Consider the following 4,971-nt stretch of genomic DNA (forward strand, 5'->3'; position numbering starts at 1 on the left):
CGTCGGCGCCGCTCTGTTCGGCGCGATCGCCGGGCTCACCTTCCACGCCCTTTCGACCTGGCACCCGCCTCGGCCGGCGCCCCAGCGGGCCAAACAGCCGCCGCCTCCCGTCCGGGTGTTCACCTACCGGTCGGCGTCTGTGACCGGGGAGCTGATCACGGTCGGTGGCACGATGATCGCGGCGAGGAACGCCTGGGTGGAGTCATGAACACGGTCTGTGAAGAATCGTTGCGTTTTGCGGTGCTGGGGCCGGTCCGGGCGTGGTGCGGTGAGCGTGAACTCGACCTGGGGTCGCCGCAGCAGCGGGTGGTGCTGGCGGTGTTGCTGTTACGGCGCGGGCGTCCGGTCACGGTCGCCGAACTCGTCGACGCCGTATGGGGCGACAGGCCGCCGCCTTCGGCTGTGTCCGTGCTGCGTACCTATGCGTCGCGGCTGCGCAAGGTGCTGGAGCCCGGGCGTGAGGCCGGTGAGTCCCCGCGGGTGGTCGTCTCGGCCGCGGACGGGTATCTGGCCCGTGTTCCGGAACATCTTGTGGACCTGGGGGTGTTCGAGCAGGGGGTGGCCGAGGCGAGGAGGCTGCGTGCCGCGGGTGAGGTGGCGGCCGCGGCGGAGCTGTTGCACGCCGCGCTCGAGGGGTGGGAGGGGACTGCGCTGGCCGGGCTCCCCGGGCCGCTGGCCGAGGCCGAGCGTTCCCGGCTGGCCGAGGTGCGGCTGACCACGCTGGAGACCCGCCTGGACACCGACATCCAGCTCGGGCGCCACAGCGAGGTGATCGCCGCGCTGACCGCGCTGACGGTTGAGCACCCGCTGCGGGAGGGGCTGCGAGAGCTTCTCATGCTGGCGCTGTACCGGTCGGGACGGCAGGCCGAGGCGCTGGCGGCGTATCGCAGGATACGCAGCACCGTGGTGGCCGAACTGGGCATCGAACCCGGCGTGTCGCTGCGGGAGCTGCACGACCGCATACTGACCGCCGACCCGTCACTGGACCTTGCCGCTGCGCAGGAGGCCGGCCCGCAGGAGTCCTTGGCCGCCGAGCAGCCGGCTCGCCCCGCACAACTGCCCGCCGACCTGGCCGCCTTCACCGGCCGTCAAGGCGAACTGGCGCGGATCCAGGCCCTGTTGCCGGACAAGGGGGAGCTGCCGTCCACGGTGGTGATCAGCGCGATCGGCGGCATGGCGGGCATCGGCAAGACCACGCTGGCCGTGCACTGGGCCCACCGGATCGCCGACCGCTACCCCGACGGACAGCTCTACATCAACCTGCGCGGCTTCGACCCGAGCGGCTCGATGGTGTCACCGGCGGAGGCGATCCGTATCTTCCTCGACGCGCTCGGCGTCCCCGCGCAGCGGATACCCGCCTCCCCCGACGCCCAAGCGGCGCTGTACCGCAGCCTGCTCGCCGGCCGGCGGATGCTGATCCTCCTCGACAACGCCCGCGACACCGAACAGGTCCGCCCCCTGCTGCCCGGCTGCCCCCGCTGCCTGGTCATCGTCACCAGCCGCAGCCAGCTCATCGGCCTGATCGCAGGCGACGGGGCGCATCCGCTGACACTGAGCGCACTGACGCCTGCCGAGGCACACGGCTTCCTGCTGCGCCGCATCGGCGCCGCACGGCTGGCGGCGGAACCCCAGGCGACAGACGAGATCATCGCGCACTGTGGTCGGCTGCCGCTGGCCCTGGCCATCGTCGCCGCCCGAGCCGCCACCCACCCCGGCTTCCCGCTCGAAGCCATCGCCAAGGAACTGCGCGACACCCAGGGCAGCCTCGACGCCTTCGCCGGGGGCGACCTCGCCACCGATGTACGAGCGGTCTTCTCTTGGTCCTACGAGGCCCTGTCCGCCCCGGCCGCCCGACTGTTCCACCTGCTCGGCCTGCACCGGGGCCCCGACATCTCCGCGCCCGCCGCGGCCGCCCTCGCCGGGCTCCCCCTACGTGAGACCCGCGGCCTGCTCACCGAACTCACCCGCGCCCACCTGCTCACCGAGCACGCACCGGGCCGCTACACCCTGCACGACCTGCTGCGTGTCTACGCCGCCGAACGCGTCGTCACGCAAGAGCCACCACAGGAGAGGGACCGGGCCGTGGACCGGCTTCTGTGCTGGTACCTGCACACCGCCGACGCCGCCTACACCCACCTCACCCCGCACCGCCGCCGGGTCCCCCTCGAACCGCTGCCCCCCGGCTGCCACCCCCTGGCGTTCACCGCGCACGACCAGGCCCTCAAGTGGTGCGAGACCGAACGCCCCAACCTCGTCGCCGCGGTGCACCACGCCGCCACATCCCGCCGACCGGGCATCGCATGGCGACTGACCGCCGCCCTGTGGGGGTTCTTCTACCTCCGCAGCCATCTGCACGACTGGCTCGACACCGCCCGTATGGCCCTCGACACCGCCCGCGACGCCCACGACCGCACGGGCGAGGCGTGGAGCCTCAACGACGTGGCCGCCGCACTGACGGCGATGCGCCGCTTCGACGAGGCCATCGACCGCCTTCGGCAGGCAATCGTCCACTGCCGGGAACTCGGGGACATGTACGGCAGGTGCCAGGCCCTGGGCAACCTGGGCAACGCCTACCTCCAGGCCGGCCGGCTCGACAAGGCCGTCGAGTACATCCGCCGCGCGCTGGCCCTCCACCGGATCAACGCCAACACCTGGGGGGAGGGCATCGCCCTGGCCAACCTGGGCGACGCCTACCGGCGGCTCGGCCGGTTCGACGAGGCCATCGCCTGTCTGGAGCAGGCACTGATCGTCCTGCGCGCCAGCGGCAACCGCTGGGTCGAAGGCGTCACACTCGACATCCTCGGCACCCTCCAGCACCGGCTGAACCGCCACGACGACGCGATCGACCACTACCACCAGGCGCTCGACGCGCACCGCGACATCGGCAACCGTCGGGGCGAGGGCCAAACCCTGTACCACCTCGGCGACGTCCACCTGGCCGCCGGCGAGCCGGAGGCGGCCCACACCAGCTGGCGGCAGGCTCTTGCGATCGTCGAGGAATTCGACCATGGTCCACGCCCCCTCGCGGGGCTGCCGCTCCGTCCGGACGCCGAGGAAATCCGGGGGAAACTCCACCGCCTGGACGAACGAACGCCGGACACCGGACCGCATCCCACCACTGCCGGCCTGGAACTGACTCCCAGCCCCACGCACCCGACCACGACCCAGCCGTACCGCCACAGAGCCGAACAGCCAGAACACCGCCCACGTCCGTAACAGAACGGATCCGAGAAAGACGGAAACCTCAGGAGGATTGGGACGACCACGGTGTTGGGGTCAGGCTGCTTTGTTGGTGGGTTGGCCCCAACACCGTTGTCGTTCGCTGCGGATACGGGCGCGTTCGCGGCGCTGTTCGGCGAGGACGTCGGGATGGCGGGCGTTGGCGTTGCGCCAGCGCAGGGTTGTTGTCCGGGTTCACGAAGCCGTGACCCTCGTTGTCCTTGACCAGGTATTCGACCTTGACTCCGCGGGTGCGGAGGGCGTCGACGATCTGGTCGGACTCGGCTTTGACGACGCGGACGTCGTTGCCGCCCTGGATCACCATCAGTGGTGTGCGGATCTGGTCCACCCGGCTGATGGGTGAGCGGGCCCAGCAGGTCCGCCTCCTGCTGAGGGTCGCTCGGATCACCGGCGTAGAGGTACCAATTGTTGACCAGGTGGGGCCGCGCGAACTCCGGTACGGTCCGCAGGAAGGTGACGAGGTTTGAGACGCCGCAGAAGTTGACCTACAGCACCGCGTAGCCACGGTTGGCCAGCAGCCGCACGACGGCGAGGTGCGGGACCGTGTCGATCCCGAAATTCTCGGCGACCCATGCCCGGCGGTCGCCCTCGGGGACGAGCTCCGTGGCGGAGGTCAGGGCGCGACTGGTGCCGAGGCTGTATCGATGCCTTACGACGGCTTCGAGTCCTCGAGCAGGGTGATGGCCTGGCGGGTGAGCAAGCGCTCGGCGGCGTCGTAGCTCCAGTGACAGTCCACAACGAGGGCTCGCCATGCCCGTAGTCCGAAGCAGAGCCACAGGCGATCCGCTACTGCGTCGACGTCCAGATGCGGAGCGACGACACCGATCGCGACCAGGTGCTGCGCGATATCCCGGAGCGCCTGACGGTACTGCGCGATGACGTAGTCCCACACCTCGCGCGCCTTCTCGTCGCTCGCTGCGGACGAGAGAAGCAGGTCGATCGATGACGACGCGAAGCGTTCGGTGTTGGTGCGGATCAGGGCCTTCTTACGCCGTAAGCTGGAGGACTACTTGTCCGGTGCCCATGACGTCGCGGCGGGAGGGGACAACCGTGAACTGCGTTGACTTCGTAGAGCTGGTGACCGATTTCATCGAGGGCACCCTGCCCGAAGAGGACGAGCGACGCTTCATCGAGCACCTGGCGGAATGCTCCGGGTGCGAGCGCTACCTCGATCAATTCCGTCAGACAATCGCCACAACGGGCGAACTGACCCCGGACAGCATCTCACCGGACGCCAGGCAGCATCTGCTCACCGCTTTCCGGGACTGGCAGCGGCAGTGATTCCCTGTACTCAGTAGGACCTGGGCTCAACTCCCCACGCACGTCTGGTTCCTGCCGGGCTACCGCCTGGCCTTCCCTACGTCGGCCCGGCATCGGCCCGATCTACACCGTCTCCGAACGCTCCACACCCTCGCTGGCGCCTTTCTCTCCAAGGGACTTGTAACGCTCGGCAGGCGCGCCCGCTCTGAACGTCTGACAGCGGGCGCTGGAGCCCCCAGATCTCGCATGGCCTTCGCCCTCCCCCTGGGCGGAGGCCATGCGACTACCGGAGACATCCATGACTCTGCTCAGAAGACTCTTGTTCGGCATCATCGCCGGACTACCCGGAGGCGCGATCGTGGCAGTCGTGACGGATCCGTCGTGGATCCCATGGGCCGCTCACACGGTGGTGCTGGGAGCCGTGCTCGGCCTCCTCTTCGGCGAGCACCGGCAGAGCAACGGCTCGGCCTT

The 4,971-nt window shown here is 69.7% G+C and carries 4 protein-coding genes and 2 pseudogenes; 3 read left to right on the forward strand and 3 right to left on the reverse strand.

All coding sequences use genetic code 11. The annotated features are described in order from the left end of the window. Together AB0I77_RS53080 and AB0I77_RS53085 are read left to right on the forward strand one after the other, a co-directional pair. On the forward strand, positions 1-208 hold a 208-nt coding region (locus AB0I77_RS53080), incomplete at its 5' end, for a hypothetical protein (RefSeq protein WP_363290253.1). Next, positions 205-3,216 (forward strand): BTAD domain-containing putative transcriptional regulator, encoded by a 3,012-nt coding sequence (locus tag AB0I77_RS53085; protein WP_363290254.1) that lies wholly within the window; start codon positions 205-207, stop codon positions 3,214-3,216. The genes AB0I77_RS53080 and AB0I77_RS53085, both read left to right, overlap by 4 nt. A 60-nt stretch (positions 3,217-3,276) precedes the next feature. Here the strand turns inward: AB0I77_RS53085 and AB0I77_RS53090 are convergent. From AB0I77_RS53090 to AB0I77_RS53100, 3 genes and pseudogenes are all read right to left on the reverse strand, one after another. Then, positions 3,277-3,399: pseudogene (locus AB0I77_RS53090) on the reverse strand (IS630 family transposase); the annotation flags it as partial. A gap of 46 nt (positions 3,400-3,445) precedes the next feature. Further along, positions 3,446-3,544, reverse strand: a pseudogene (locus tag AB0I77_RS53095) (hypothetical protein); the annotation flags it as partial. A 345-nt stretch (positions 3,545-3,889) separates the two neighbouring features. After that, positions 3,890-4,132, reverse strand: a complete 243-nt coding sequence (locus tag AB0I77_RS53100; RefSeq protein ID WP_363290255.1) for a hypothetical protein — start codon at positions 4,130-4,132, stop codon at positions 3,890-3,892. 158 nt (positions 4,133-4,290) lie between these two features. Between AB0I77_RS53100 and AB0I77_RS53105 the strand changes: the two genes are divergently transcribed. After that, on the forward strand, positions 4,291-4,521 hold the full coding sequence (locus AB0I77_RS53105; protein WP_363290256.1) for a zf-HC2 domain-containing protein: 231 nt from the start codon (positions 4,291-4,293) through the stop codon (positions 4,519-4,521). Positions 4,522-4,971 lie beyond the last annotated feature (450 nt).

The organism is Streptomyces sp. NPDC050619, from assembly GCF_040654815.1.
Lineage (GTDB): Bacteria > Actinomycetota > Actinomycetes > Streptomycetales > Streptomycetaceae > Streptomyces.